We start from the raw sequence: 12,737 nt of genomic DNA on the forward strand, positions 1-12,737 counted from the left end.
AGATAAGAGGCGTTGGTTAAGGCGCTTGGTAAGAGGGGATGTCCGATGACGTTAGCGCTGGCTTGTTTGCATGCTTCTTCGATCGCGTTGGCCGCCGCTCAGGCGCTGCCGTCCGCGCCACCGGCGGTGCCGCCGACCGTCGATCCCCTACCGCCGGTGTCGGATTCGCTTGGCCGCGGCGAGGAGGAGACTGCGTCGGCCCTCGACATCGTTGTCACCGGCGTCCGCGCCAGTTTGTCCTCGGCGCAGTCGATTAAGCGCAATGCGCAGCAGATCGTAGATTCAGTCGTCGCAGAGGATATCGGCAAGCTACCCGACAACAATGTCGTCGAAGCGTTGCAGCGGGTGCCGGGTGTGCAGGTCGCCCCACGGTTCCGCGGTGAGTCGGGCACGGTGCTGATCCGCGGCTTACCCGACGTCGTCACCGTGATAAACGGACGTAACATCTTTAGTACCACCGGGCGTTCGCTATCGCTGGCCGATGTGCCAGCCGACCTCGTTGCTGGCATCGACATCTATAAGTCACGCTCGGCGGACCAGATCGAGGGCGGGATCGCCGGCCTGATCAATGTGCGCACCAGGCGGCCCTTTGACTTTAAGGGCGCGCGCTTCGCGGTGGCGGCGCGGCAGGTCTATAGTGAGCAGCCTGATACGATCGATCCCTATGCCAGCATGCTGCTGTCGAACCGTTGGTCGACTGGCATCGGAGAGATCGGTGCGCTCGTCTCCGTCTCCTTCCATCAAACGCGATACCGTGACGAAACAATCTTTAATGGCGGCTATTTCGGCTACAACGCCGACAATAGTCTGGCACGTTACACGCCAGGCGTACCGCTCGATCCGCGCGGCACGAATCCCGCTGAACCACGGGTGTTTCGAAGCGACGTGATCGGCGGCATCGACACGGTCGGCAAGCGCGAACGGCCTGCAGTCAACGTATCGCTGCAATGGGCACCCAGCGAGGAGCTGACATTGTTTGCCGACGGCCTTTTTTATGGCTTTCGCGATCGCGGCAATGCCGATCAGAACTTCACCTCAATGAACGGCTCACTGCTTGCGCCGCTGACCTTCTACGAGGATACCAAGCTGGTCGACCGGCTGAGTGTCGCCAACAATCGCGTCGCCAACTATGGTATATCGTACCAAAATAAGGCCGATCGATATCAGGGCGCCTTTGGCGGAGAATGGAATCGCGATGGCTGGTCGATCGCGTCTGAGGTGTCGTACACCCGGTCGGAGGCGACCGATCGTACTAACATTCTTGACATCGACTTTATTGCTCGGCGCACCGACGGGTTCTTCGATCGGTCGATTGGCACGCCGACCTTCACACTGCCATTCGACGACGTCTTGGACCGGTCCAAATACTCGCTGGCGCGACTGAACCTAACCCGCACCGAGGCGCTGGGCGAGGAATACACCTGGCGCGGCGACGTGCGATACAGGCAGCCGCTGTGGATCTTCACCGAGCTCGCCGCCGGCGCGCGGATAAACCGGCGTGACGCGACCTCCCGTTCGTTTGTCCAGAATGTGAATTGCTCGGCGACCGGGGCGGTTCGCTGCTACGCCGTGCGGGCGGATTCGATCCCCGGACTCCTCAGTGAGAAGCCCGGCAACTTCTTCGAAGGCACGCGCCCTTTCATCCGCTCGTGGATATCGCCGTCGACCGACGTCCTGCTCGATAATGTCGACGTGCTGCGACAGCGTTTCGGTCTGGCCGCAGGCGACCCGGCGTTCCAGGATACCCGCTTCTTCGACATTAAGGAGAACAGCTACGCCGGATACGGTCAGGCGAGCTTTGAGATCGGCCAGTTCGACGGTCAGGCCGGCGTAAGGGTCGTAAAGGTCGATAACGTCTCTGACGCGTTTCGCGCGGTGCGTACCGCGGTAGAGCCGGTCAGGATCGCCAGCAGCACAACCGACGTGCTGCCCAACATCGCGCTGCGCTACAAGTTGACCGACAAGCTGTTTATGCGCGCGGCGGCTAGTCGGACGATCACGCGTCCCAGCTTCTCGCAACTGAACCCTGCGCTTACGCTGACCCCCCCGGTTCCCGGCCAGCAGCCCTTCGGTCGTGGCAGCAGCGGGAATGCCGAACTGCAACCGGTAAAGTCGACCAATTACGACTTGGCAGTCGAATGGTATATTGACCGGTCGAGTGCGATCACCGCCACCTTCTTTCACCGCAAAGTGAGCGGCTTTATCCAGTCGGTGACGAGCAACTTCGAGATCGACTATCTCGGCCCAGACAACGGCACCTACCAGATTTCCCGTCCCGAGAATTCAGGTTCCGGGAAGCTGACCGGGATCGAGGGTGGCTTTACCTTCTTCCCCAACTTCCTCTCAGGCGTCGGTGTCAGCGCCAACGGCACCTACATCGACGGCAAAAATCGCGCACTGGCGCCACTCCCCGGCGTGACCGGCTTCCTGACGCTGCCCTTCGCCAACGTGTCAAAGTATTCGGCGACCGGCACCCTCATCTATGAAAAGAACGGCCTCTCGGCGCGCGCTTCGTACGTATGGCGCGACAGCTACAGCACGGGGCTGCACTTCACCGGGGTCAACCCGAACGATTTCCGCAATAGCCCGGTCGAGAACCTCGACGTGTCGATCGCGTACGATATCAATCCGCAGTTCACGATCGTGTTCGACGCGACCAACATCACCAAGAATGTCTTCCAGACCTATTTCGGCGATGCGACGGTCTATCCACGCGATACGGTACTGTTCACGCGAACCTTCGCTATTGGCTTTCGCGCTCGCCTGTGATGCCCCGACCCGCCGCAAAGGAAGCGTTCATGATCCGCCATTTCGCCACCGCTACCGCCACGGTCGCCGCCGTATTCGCCAGCATGCCTGCCGCTGGACAGGCGCAGGCGCCTGCTCGCTCAGTAACGATCACGGTCGATGCGCGAAAGGCGGTGGGCGCGCTGCCGCCTTCCTGGCGATTCTTTGGCGCAGACGAGCCTAATTACGCGACCATGAAAGACGGGCGAAAGCTGCTCGTTGAACTTGGCAAGTTGAAACACGGCGAGGTGTTCTTTCGTGCGCATAACTTGCTGAGCAGCGGCGATGGCACGCCTGCCTTCAAATGGGGTAGCACTAATGCCTATCGAGAGGGTGGCGACGGCAAGCCGATCTATGACTGGACGATCGTCGACAACATTATCGACACCTATCTCGCGCGAGGCGTACGGCCCTATCTGCAGATAGGCTTTATGCCCGAGGCGCTATCGAGTGCGCCCAAGGGCACACCTTATCAGCATCTCTGGCGGCCGGGCTTCGCGTATAATCTGATCGCGACCGGCTGGACATATCCGCCCACCAGTTACGATAAATGGGCCGACCTGATCTATCAGTGGACGCGCCACAACGTCGAGAAATACGGTCGCGACGAGGTCAACCGCTGGTATTTCGAAGTTTGGAACGAACCCGACTCAAAATTCTATTGGCAGGCGAGTCCTGACGAGTTCAACAAGCTCCATGACTTCGCCGTGCACGCCGTGCGGCGGGCGCTGCCGAGTGCACGGGTCGGTGGGCCTGATGTCGCTACCGCAGATGGGTTCATGGACGGGTTCTTACGTCATGTGACGTCCGAGCGTAACTATGCAACAGGCGAGATCGGGACGCCGACCGACTTCCTTTCCTTCCATGCCAAAGGTTCACCTCGCTTCGTTGATGGGCATGTGCGGATGGGCATCGCCACCCATCTGCGCAATGTCGATAATGGCTTTACCAAGATTGCTGATTTCACGGCTCTCGCCTCCAAGCCGATCGTCATCGGCGAAAGCGACCCAGAAGGATGCGCCGCCTGTCCGGGTCCGCAGAATGCCTATCGTAACGGCACCATGTATTCGAGCTACACTGCGGCCAGCTTTGCACGAATCTGGGATTTGGCAGCCAAGCGGCGCGTGAACCTCGATGGCATCTTGTCCTGGTCATTCGAGTTCGAAGACCAGCCTTGGTTCGCCGGGTACCGGCAGCTATCAACCAACGGCGTCGACCTGCCTGTACTCAATGTGTTCCGCCTATTCGCCCAACTCGGCCCCGAGCGGATCGCAGCGACGAGCGATGCGCAGGTGTCCCTCGACGCCATCGTGAAGGATGGGGTGCGGGGCGAGGCTGACGTTGGTACGTTAGCGACGCGGACCACCGATGGTCGCGTTGCGGTGCTGATGTGGCACTATCATGATGACGACGTCGCCGGGCCTGACGCCGCGATCCAGCTGACGATCGCGAACGCCAAAGGGCGCGCCGCCAAGCTGTGGCGGGTTGATCGCGATCATGCTAACTCCTTCGCTGCATGGCAGCGCATGGGGTCGCCCCAGTCGCCGGATGCCAAGCAATATGCCGAGCTCGAGGCCGCATCAGCGATGCAACCCGAAGAGGTGGCGCCGGCCACAGCGCCGCGCGGCGGACGGCGTTTCGCCGTGACGCTGCCTCGCCAAGGCGTGGCACTGCTGGTGCTCGATGCCCAGTGATGCGCTGTCTGATAAGGCGATGCGCCTTCCCGGCCGCTGGGGTGTCGCGCTGCTGATCGCGACAGCGATCGCGATCAGCTATCTTGATCGGCAGACGCTGCCTTGGGCAATCAAGTTTATCGAACAAGACATCCCAATCGGAAACCAGACCAAGGCATTTCTGGACAGCGCGTTTCTCGCTACCTACGGCCTGATGTATCTGGGCGGCGGCTGGCTACTCGATCGGATCGGTACCCGTCGTGGGTTCCTGATCATCATGATATTTTGGTCGCTGGCCTGCGCCAGCCATGGCCTAGCGGGCGGCGTGATTGCGCTCGCCGCCAGCCGGCTACTACTTGGCGTAGGAGAAGGAGGCGGGTTCCCCGCGGCAACGCGCGCGATTGCGGAGTGGTTCGGCCCTCGCGACCGGGCCGCGGCGATCGGACTGGTCAATGCGGGTACCGCGGTCGGCGCGGTGATTGCACCGCCTCTAATCGCGCTGATACTCGCTGATGCCAACTGGCTAGGGATGGCGAGTTGGCGCTGGGTATTCTTCCTGACCGGCGCGATGGGGCTGGTATGGGCTGGTTTGTGGTTCGCCAGCTACCGACTGCCGCGCCATTCGGCCCCGGTAGAGGCGGAGGTCGATGGGCCTGCGCTGACACTGCGGGCGCTGCTTGCTCGGCGCGAGGTACGAGGCGTCGTAGGCGCCAAATTCCTCAGCGACGGTGCATGGTATTTCTATCTTTTTTGGTTGCCAAAATATCTGTTCGAGGCGCACGCGTTTGACCTGAAACAGGCCGCCACGATCGGCTGGATCCCCTATGCCGCTTCGGGTGTCGGCAGCCTGCTAGGCGGTTGGCTGTCGAGCCGGCTGCTGGCCCGCGGCCGTTCGGTCAACGCGGCGCGCAAGATTGCGCTGGGAATCAGCGCGGCGATGATGCCCTGGGTGATGCTGGTGCCGGTTACCAGTTCGATCCCGGCCGTCATCTTCCTTTTCAGCCTCGCCTTTTTCGGACAGCAAAGCTGGTCGACGCTGGTCATGACTCTGCCCACTGACCTGGTTCCGCGCAGTGTGCTCGGTCGGTTGGCAGGACTGGTCGGGATGGGCGGCGCGTTCGGCGGTATCGTCATGGGGCAGGCAGCGGGCTGGGCGCTTGATGCCGGGCTTGGCTACGGACCGGTGCTGACCGTCGCAGCACTCCTCCATGTCGCCGCTTTCGCACTCATCTGCCTCACCATCCCCGTCATCCGCCCCATCGATTTTTCTCGAAAGGTCCATCCGTGAAAATTACCGAAGTGCGCACCCGCGTCGTGCAGTGGCGCGGCGAGACGCAGCCGCTGCCCCCGCATTTCTGCACCAACCCAATGGACCTCGTATCGCCGATGATGACGCGTGAGACGATGGGCACGTTTACGTTTCATGGCTGGCTAATCGTGGAGATATTCACCGACAACGGGCTGATCGGGATAGGCAATGCGGCGCTGTCACCGCTCGTCACCAAGCAGCTGATCGACCAATATCTAACGCCGCTGCTGATCGGGCAAAACCCGTGGGATACCGAGTTCTTGTGGCAACACATGTACCGCAAGACAATGGCATTCGGGCGCAAAGGCGTAGCAATGGTTGCGATCTCCGCAATCGACATCGCCTTATGGGATCTGATGGGAAAGGCGGCGAAACAGCCCTGCTACCGCCTGATGGGCGGGCGGACGAAGGCGCGCATTCCAGTCTATGCCAGCCGGCTTTACTCGATCGGTCTTGACGATCTCGCCACAGAGGCCAAGCGTTATAAGGACGAGGGTTATGGCGCGGTTAAGCTGCGGTTTGGCTGGGGCCCGATCGATGGCGCTGAGGGGATGGCGCGCAACGTCGAACTGGTCCGCACCGTGCGCGAGGCGGTGGGCGATGAGGTCGATGTAATGGCCGATGCCTACATGGGCTGGAGCCTCGACTATGCAAAGCGGATGATGCGCCTGATTGAGCCGTTCAACCTGCGCTGGTTGGAAGAGGCAATCATTCCCGACGACGTCCATGGCTATCATGAGCTCCGCCGTTTCGGTACCACACCGATTGCGGCAGGCGAGCATGAGTTCACCAATTATGGCTTTCGCCAGCTCATAGAGGCGCGCGCGCTTGATTATATTCAGTTCGATACCAACCGTGTCGGCGGTATCACTGCGGCGCGCAAAATCCAGGCGCTGGCCGAGGCCTATTCGATACCCGTCGTTCCGCATGCCGGACAAATGCATAACTACCATGTTGTGATGGCCAGTCTCAATTCGCCGATCGCTGAGTTCTTTCCCCCTGTTGATGTAGAAGTCGGTAACGAATTGTTCTGGTACATCTTCAAGGGCGAACCAATGGCGAAAGATGGCTACGTCGACCTCGACGACGATGTGCCGGGCCTGGGCCTGGGCATCGATGAGGAAGCTCTGAACAAGTTCGAAGTGACACAATGACGGTCCGGAAAGTGGCAATGCTCGGGCTTGGCATAATGGGCGGGGGCATGGCGCATCAGCTGCTGGATGCGGGGTTTGAGCTGACGGTCTGGAACCGGTCGCCCGGCAAGAGCGACGCCTTGGTAGCGGCAGGTGCGAGGCTCGCCGACAGTCCAGCGGCGGCAGTACACGAGGTCGACGTCGCGGTCGCGATGTTAGCCAGCGACGGCGCCTCGCGCGCGGTATGGTTGGACGGCGGGACGCTCGGCGCGCTGCGACCCGGAGCGATCCTGATCGAGGCGAGTACGCTAACAATCGACTGGGTGCGCACGCTGGCGGCCGCCGCGGCGGAGGCGGGAATCGGTTTTCTCGATGCGCCGGTCACAGGCAGCAAGGCGCAGGCTGCATCGGGCCAACTTCGCTTTCTGGTCGGCGGCGATGCCGACGTGGCGGCCGCCGCGTCTCCGGTACTGGCAGCGATGGGCGGCGAGACGGTCCATCTGGGCTCGACCGGCAGCGGCACGGTATTAAAGCTGGTCAACAACTTCCTTTGCGGCGTCCAGGTCGCGAGCCTGGCCGAGGCGGTGGCGATGATCGAACGCAGCGGCCTCGACGTCGAGCGATCGGTCGCGCTGCTGGCGAGCGGCGCGCCGGGAAGCCCGTTAGTCGGCGCGGTGTCGCGCCGGATGCTGGATCGCGCTTACCAGCCGCAGTTCCTGGTGCCGCTGATGGCAAAGGATCTATCTTATGCCGAGGCGGCGTTTGCGGGGCAGGGGATCGACTTGCCCAGTTCCGCAGCAGCACGCGCCAGGTTTGAAGCCGCATCGGCGGATCATGCCGAGCGCGATATTGCCGCGGTGGTTGAGAGCATCCGCAGCTCTTGAGCGGAGGCTCTGCACCGGTCCCGTGGCTCGCGAAGCTGCTGGCGCAAGGTCCTCTGATAGATGAACTGCGGCGAGGCGGCGTTCCGGCTCCACTCCGGAGCGCCGTCTGAGCGTTTCGGACGATCCCGCACCTTGACCTGCTGCCGGTCCGATGGACACCGGATTAAGCTATCGTCACCTACCGGTACGAAGTGGTCCCGCAGCTGGCCACCATTTAACGCATAGCGTTTATGGGTGGCCTCAAACCATTAAAATGAACGAATGACGGAAGTTGGGAAGCGGGCAGGGCGCCGTGAATGACCGCAACTGTAAAGGAAATCAGGCACCGGCAGGTGTATGATTTCCTCCAAGGCAGGAAGCCGCGAGCCACGGGCGATGGCCTATGGAGAAAGCAGTTTTCGGGTGGTTGGGCGGTCGGGGTGCTGGCGGGCGGGATGCGCCGTAGCGGACCGCGACGCGGCACTCGGGAAGGACGTTGGCCATGGATGTCGGGGAAGACCGGCGGTCTGGGCGAGCGTCGATGTGGCTGACGATGTTGCCGGCGCGAGCGGTCTGAACGCCGGAAGCGCGGTGACCGCGTGACGGGACTGGATCGGGCCATGCCGGGTCATGGCGTCGTGGTCCCGGTCGCGCTGATGCCATGCGGCGGTGCGCGGGGTTGTCGCCAGCGTTCGAAGGTCTCGATGACGAGCATGCGTCCGCCGCAGCACGGGCATGGCGGGCGGGTGTCATCGGGTGCGACCGGCTCGGCAGCGGTGACGGGCGGGGCGACGCCGAGCAGTTCGCGGGCATGTTCGAGATGTGCTTTGCGGGTGGCGCCGGCGAGCAGGCCGTAGTGGCGGATGCGGTGAAAGCCCTTTGGCAGGACGTGGAGCAGGAAGCGGCGGATGAACTCGTTGGCGGGCAGCGCCATGACCTGCTGCCGGTCGGCGCCGTTGCAGCGGTAGTTCTTGTAGCGGAACGTGACGCCGGTCTGGTCGAAGCGCAGGAGGCGGCTGTTCGAGATCGCCACGCGGTGGGTGTAGCGCGACAGGTAGGCCAGCACCGTCCCGGGTCCGGCGAACGGTGGCTTGGCGTAGACCACCCAGCGCTTCTTTCGGACCGGGGCCAAGTGCTGCAGAAATGCACGCCTTTCGGCGAGGTGGGCGAGGCTGCCGAAGAAGCCGAGCTGCCCGGCATCGTGGAGTCTCACCAGCCGGGTCAGGAACAACCGGCGGAACAGCTTGCCGAGCACGCGCACCGGCAGCAGGAACGCCGGGCGTGACGACACCCAGCGGCTGCCGTCCGGCGACAGCCCGCCACCGGGCACGATCATGTAGATGTGCGGGTGGTGGGTCATCGCCGAGCCCCACGTGTGAAGGACGGCGGTGATGCCGATGCGCGCGCCGAGGTGCTTGGGGTCCGCCGCGATGGTCGTCATCGTCTCGGACGCCGCCTGGAACAGCAGGCCGTAGACCGCCGCCTTGTTCTGGAGCGCGATGTCGCCGACCTCGGCCGGCAGGGTGAACACGACGTGGAAGTAGCCGACCGGCAGCAGGTCGGCCTCGCGCTCGGCGAGCCAGGTGCGCGCGGCGGCGCCCTGGCATCGCGGACAATGCCGGTTGCGGCAGGAATTATAGGCGACGCGCCAGTGCCCGCAGTCGGTGCAGGCCTCGACATGCCCGCCCATGACGGCGGTGCGGCAGGTCTCTATTGCCGACATCACCTTGAGCTGGTCGAGGCTCAGGTGCCCGGCATGGCTCGCCCGATATGCAGGCCCTGCGCTGCGAAAGATGTCGGCGACCTTGATGGAGGCGCGCACTCGGAGTCACCCGGCCGGCGTCTTGCCCTCCATCAGCGCCATCAACTGGTCGAGCGGCCCCGTCACCGCGCGGATCGTGCGTGTCGCGACCTTGGTGTACAGCGCGGTCGTCTCGAGCTTGCTGTGCCCGAGCAGCACCTGGATGACGCGGATATCGACATCCTGCTCGAGCAGGTGGGTGGCGAAGCTGTGCCGCAGCGTGTGCGGGCTGACGCGCTTGCGGATGCCTGCGGCTTCCGCTGCCTCGCAGACCGCACGGTGCAACTGCCGCGTCGAGATCGGGTCGGTATAGCTGCGGCCGGGGAACAGCCAGCCGTGCGGCAGCAGGACGCTGCGCCGCTTGCCCTCGCGCCACCAGACCCTGAGCAGTTCGAGCAATTGCGGCGACAGCATCGCATTACGGTCCTTGCGGCCTTTCCCCTCCTCGATGCGGATCAGCATGCGCTTGCTGTCGATGTCGTCGGCCTTGAGGTGAGCGACCTCCGACACGCGCAAGCCAGCGCCGTATGCCACGCCGAGCGCCGCGCGATACTTGATGCCCGGTGCCGCCCCGAGCAGCCGTCCGACCTCCTCGACGCTCAGCACATCGGGCAGCTTCCTGGGACGAGGCGCCAGCACCAGCTTGCGTGACAGGTCCGGCCGGTCGAGCGTCACGCCGAACAGGAAGCGCAACGCCGACACCGTGGCGCCGATGACGGACCCGCTGACACCGTGCTCGCGCTGGTGGACCTGGAAGCGTCGCACGTCCTCGGCGGTTGCGGTGTCGGGCGAGCGGCCCAGAAAGGCCGCGAAGGCGCGGACGTGGCGAACATAGTCGTGCTGGGTCCGCGAACCCATCGAGCGCATCGCCATGTCGTCGAGCATCCGCTGGCGCAGTGGGGTAACGGGGCGGTCGACCGGTAGAGTTGCCATGGGGAGTTCCTCTGGTTGAAGGAACTCCATCGTCTGCCGCCGTCGCCGGGCAGCCAAACCTCACCGCAGGCGCGCTACCTCACCACGAACACCACTGCCGCGCAGCGGCTTCGTGCTGTGGGTCGTAGCAACTAGTAGCGGTCACCGGGCGGGCCTGATGTCACCCGAAGCGTACCATCCCGTCCAGTCCTGCAACCTTGCCCGTAAGGCCGGGCACCTCCTCCAACTGCCGCAGCGCGTCGAAGCGGCCACGCTCCTCGCGGTAGCGGACGATCTCGAAGCCGTGCCCCTTCAGCGCGGAGAGCGCGTCTATTTCGTCCGCGGTAGCGACATTGATGTCGATGCCGTCGGGCGCGCTCACAGGTTCGCCTGCTCGTCGCGCGGCAGGTCGGCGTCCGGCGGGTAGTAGAGCGTCGCGCATTCCGCGCGCAGGCAGCCACCCTCGATCGTGATGTCGTCGCGGTAGGCGTCGGCGATGAAAGACAGCGTGTCGACGTGCCGTGCCTCGAAATACATCGGGTGCACGTCGTCGCGCCCGGCGCCGTAGACCACGCGCCCGACCTTGGACCAGATCGAGGCCATGGTGCACATGCCGCACGGCTGGAGCGTCGAGTAGAGCGTCGCGCCGCGCAATTCCATCTCGTCGATGCCCTCGCACGCTCGGCGGATCGCCATCATCTCGGCATGCGCGGTAGCGTCCGGCAATTCCTGGGTCTGGTTGCGCTCAGCCGCGATCTCGCGCCCGTCGAGCACGATCACGCAGCCTAGCGGGGATGTCGACGGATCGGAGCCCTTGGACCGCGCGACCTCGATCGCGCGGCGCATCCAGTGTTCGTCCGTCGGCACAAAGGCGATGCTCGCCATCTCAGGCTTCGCTCACGTCATCGGCATGGAACTCGGCGAAGGCTTCACGGACCTTGGCGGCCTTCGCGTCGTCCGCGATATCGACCGATACGCTGACGGCACCGTGCAGCGGTGCGTCGTCGCGCGACTTGGGGCTGGGCTCGCCCGCCTCCGCGTCGGAGCCTGCTTGTTCCTCGCCTGCGCTGTTTTCGTCGCCGTCCGCTGCGATGAAGACGTCCGTTCGCTCGACGCCATGCTTCTGCACCAGACGCTCGACCGTCATCTCGGCTTCGCGCCGCGTCTCAAAGGTGGCGGTCAGCGTCATGCCCATGATCCTTCTCCCGTGCCGCCGACAGGGGCCGGGGTCGGGGAGCATAACGCTTGGCGAGGCACCGGGTCCGTGCATCGCGCGTTGGTGATCGATGAAAACCGTTCGCTTGCCTGATGGCACCGATGTGCCCGCCCTGGGTCAGGGCACCTGGATGATGGCTGAAGACCCGCAGCGCCGGGGCGACGAGATCGCGGCGCTGCGTGCTGGCATCGACCTCGGCATGACGCTGATCGACACCGCGGAGATGTATGCGGATGGCGAATCCGAGCGACTGGTCGGCGAGGCGGTGGCTGGCCGTCGCGACGACGTCTTCCTGGTCAGTAAGGCCTATCCGCAGAACGCCTCCCGTAGCGGATTGCCCCGTGCATGCGAGGCGAGCCTGGAACGGCTCAGCACCGATCGGCTCGACCTGTACCTCCTGCACTGGCGCGGCAGGGTGCCGCTCGCCGAGACGGTGGAAGCGATGGGGCGGCTGGTGGACGCCGGCAAGATCCTGCGCTGGGGCGTCAGCAATTTCGATACCGACGACATGGAAGAACTCGTTGCGACCGGCGGGAAGGCGTGCGCGACCGACCAGATTCTCTACAACCTGACACGCCGCGGCCCCGAGCACGATCTGCTGCCCTGGCTGGCGGCGCGGCGGATACCGGTGATGGCGTATAGCCCGATCGAACAGGGCCGGCTCGTCGCGGATGACGGGCTGTGTTCACTGGCGAGCGAGCTTGGCGTTACGCCGGCGCAGGTGGCCCTAGCCTGGCTGCTGGCGCGCGACGGCGTGATCGCGATCCCCAAAGCCGGTACTGTCGAGCATGTACGGGAGAATCTGGCCGCTGCCGACCTCGCGCTGTCGCCCAAAGTTACGGCCCGGCTCGACGCCATGTCTCCGCCACCAAGCTGCCCCGTGCCGCTTGCTATGCTTTGAATCCCTGGCTGCCGAACGAATGTCCGGATCCGAACACCGCAATGATGAGCTCGAACGGCAGAAACTGGGTCGTCGCGCTACACCCGCCGAACGGAAAGATCCGCCCCGACGCCGGGGCGAGATCGTATCCGCAAGCATTCTT

Annotated in this window: 11 protein-coding genes; 6 read left to right on the forward strand and 5 right to left on the reverse strand. The window is 63.8% G+C overall.

Annotated elements, in window-relative coordinates; translation table 11 throughout:
* The first annotated feature begins 45 nt into the window (after positions 1–45).
* The 5 genes from JAO74_RS17355 to JAO74_RS17375 are packed head-to-tail and all read left to right on the forward strand — an operon-like array spanning position 46 to position 7,786.
* The gene (locus JAO74_RS17355; protein WP_199041164.1) at positions 46–2,769 is read left to right on the forward strand and encodes a TonB-dependent receptor; all 2,724 of its coding nucleotides are present in this window, start codon (positions 46–48) and stop codon (positions 2,767–2,769) included.
* A gap of 29 nt (positions 2,770–2,798) precedes the next feature.
* Entirely contained in the window at positions 2,799–4,481 is a 1,683-nt protein-coding gene (locus JAO74_RS17360) for a GH39 family glycosyl hydrolase (protein ID WP_199041166.1), read from the forward strand.
* The gene (locus tag JAO74_RS17365) at positions 4,471–5,748 is read left to right on the forward strand and encodes an MFS transporter (protein WP_233151158.1); all 1,278 of its coding nucleotides are present in this window, start codon (positions 4,471–4,473) and stop codon (positions 5,746–5,748) included. Before JAO74_RS17360 ends, JAO74_RS17365 begins: the two co-directional genes overlap by 11 nt.
* Positions 5,745–6,923: an L-rhamnonate dehydratase gene (locus JAO74_RS17370; protein WP_199041169.1), complete on the forward strand. Its 1,179-nt coding sequence runs from the start codon at positions 5,745–5,747 to the stop codon at positions 6,921–6,923. Before JAO74_RS17365 ends, JAO74_RS17370 begins: the two co-directional genes overlap by 4 nt.
* A gap of 17 nt (positions 6,924–6,940) precedes the next feature.
* Positions 6,941–7,786, forward strand: coding sequence for an NAD(P)-dependent oxidoreductase (locus JAO74_RS17375; protein WP_269845965.1), 846 nt, complete (start codon positions 6,941–6,943; stop codon positions 7,784–7,786).
* A 607-nt stretch (positions 7,787–8,393) separates the two neighbouring features.
* On the opposite strand, the gene JAO74_RS17380 is transcribed toward JAO74_RS17375, so the two are convergent.
* The 5 genes from JAO74_RS17380 to JAO74_RS17400 form a co-directional block, all read right to left on the reverse strand.
* Complete coding sequence (locus JAO74_RS17380; RefSeq protein WP_199041175.1) at positions 8,394–9,587, reverse strand: IS91 family transposase; 1,194 nt, start codon at positions 9,585–9,587, stop codon at positions 8,394–8,396.
* Between the two features lie 6 nt (positions 9,588–9,593).
* Positions 9,594–10,499: a tyrosine-type recombinase/integrase gene (locus JAO74_RS17385; RefSeq protein ID WP_199041178.1), complete on the reverse strand. Its 906-nt coding sequence runs from the start codon at positions 10,497–10,499 to the stop codon at positions 9,594–9,596.
* Positions 10,500–10,659: 160 nt separating this feature from the next.
* The gene (locus tag JAO74_RS17390; RefSeq protein ID WP_332908845.1) at positions 10,660–10,860 is read right to left on the reverse strand and encodes a helix-hairpin-helix domain-containing protein; all 201 of its coding nucleotides are present in this window, start codon (positions 10,858–10,860) and stop codon (positions 10,660–10,662) included.
* Complete coding sequence (locus JAO74_RS17395) at positions 10,857–11,363, reverse strand: nucleoside deaminase (RefSeq protein ID WP_199041183.1); 507 nt, start codon at positions 11,361–11,363, stop codon at positions 10,857–10,859. The genes JAO74_RS17390 and JAO74_RS17395 overlap by 4 nt, the downstream gene beginning before the upstream one ends.
* A gap of 1 nt (position 11,364) precedes the next feature.
* Positions 11,365–11,667 carry a hypothetical protein gene (locus JAO74_RS17400; protein WP_233151160.1) on the reverse strand — a complete coding sequence of 101 codons (303 nt, stop codon included), beginning with the start codon at positions 11,665–11,667 and terminating at the stop codon, positions 11,365–11,367.
* A 97-nt stretch (positions 11,668–11,764) separates the two neighbouring features.
* Here JAO74_RS17400 and JAO74_RS17405 point away from each other — a divergent pair, with 97 nt between their 5' ends.
* Positions 11,765–12,595: an aldo/keto reductase gene (locus JAO74_RS17405; protein WP_199041189.1), complete on the forward strand. Its 831-nt coding sequence runs from the start codon at positions 11,765–11,767 to the stop codon at positions 12,593–12,595.
* The last annotated feature ends 142 nt before the right edge of the window (positions 12,596–12,737 follow it).

It is taken from the genome of Sphingomonas mollis (assembly GCF_016427505.1).
Taxonomy (GTDB): domain Bacteria; phylum Pseudomonadota; class Alphaproteobacteria; order Sphingomonadales; family Sphingomonadaceae; genus Sphingomonas; species Sphingomonas mollis.

Coding starts and splice junctions, on each gene's coding strand:
- JAO74_RS17355 (WP_199041164.1), top strand. CDS start 46: ATGACGTTAGCGCTGGCTTGTTTGCATGCTTCTTCGATCGCGTTGGCC.
- JAO74_RS17360 (WP_199041166.1), top strand. CDS start 2,799: ATGATCCGCCATTTCGCCACCGCTACCGCCACGGTCGCCGCCGTATTC.
- JAO74_RS17365 (WP_233151158.1), top strand. CDS start 4,471: ATGCCCAGTGATGCGCTGTCTGATAAGGCGATGCGCCTTCCCGGCCGC.
- JAO74_RS17375 (WP_269845965.1), top strand. CDS start 6,941: ATGCTCGGGCTTGGCATAATGGGCGGGGGCATGGCGCATCAGCTGCTG.
- JAO74_RS17385 (WP_199041178.1), bottom strand. CDS start 10,499: ATGGCAACTCTACCGGTCGACCGCCCCGTTACCCCACTGCGCCAGCGG.
- JAO74_RS17395 (WP_199041183.1), bottom strand. CDS start 11,363: ATGGCGAGCATCGCCTTTGTGCCGACGGACGAACACTGGATGCGCCGC.
- JAO74_RS17400 (WP_233151160.1), bottom strand. CDS start 11,667: ATGACGCTGACCGCCACCTTTGAGACGCGGCGCGAAGCCGAGATGACG.
- JAO74_RS17405 (WP_199041189.1), top strand. CDS start 11,765: ATGAAAACCGTTCGCTTGCCTGATGGCACCGATGTGCCCGCCCTGGGT.